This window comes from Rosenbergiella epipactidis (genome assembly GCF_018494055.1).
GTDB lineage: Bacteria > Pseudomonadota > Gammaproteobacteria > Enterobacterales > Enterobacteriaceae > Rosenbergiella > Rosenbergiella epipactidis.
Map to the genome: position 1 here is coordinate 1 of NZ_JABBFQ010000032.1, position 230 is coordinate 230.

Here is a 230-nt window from a genome sequence, read left to right on the forward strand (position 1 = left end):
CCATCGGCTAAGGCAACGCTTGGGGTGAACGTCCAGTTACCATCCTGGTCTGCCGTCGTGGTACCCAACACCGTTTTATCACCGTCCTTCAGGGTAACTTCTGCGCCTGCTTGCGCTTTACCACTAAAGGTCATCTCATTGACGTTGGTAGTTCCATGATCTTTTACCGCCACATCCGTATGCGCTTTATCCACCACATCGGTGATAGTCGGCGCAGCCGGTTTATCTTT

1 protein-coding gene is annotated in these 230 nt (G+C 52.2%); it reads right to left on the bottom strand.

Annotation, left to right across the window (positions count from 1 at the left end; genetic code table 11):
• On the bottom strand, positions 1-230 hold a 230-nt coding region (locus HGT71_RS15685), incomplete at both ends, for an Ig-like domain-containing protein (protein ID WP_214218611.1).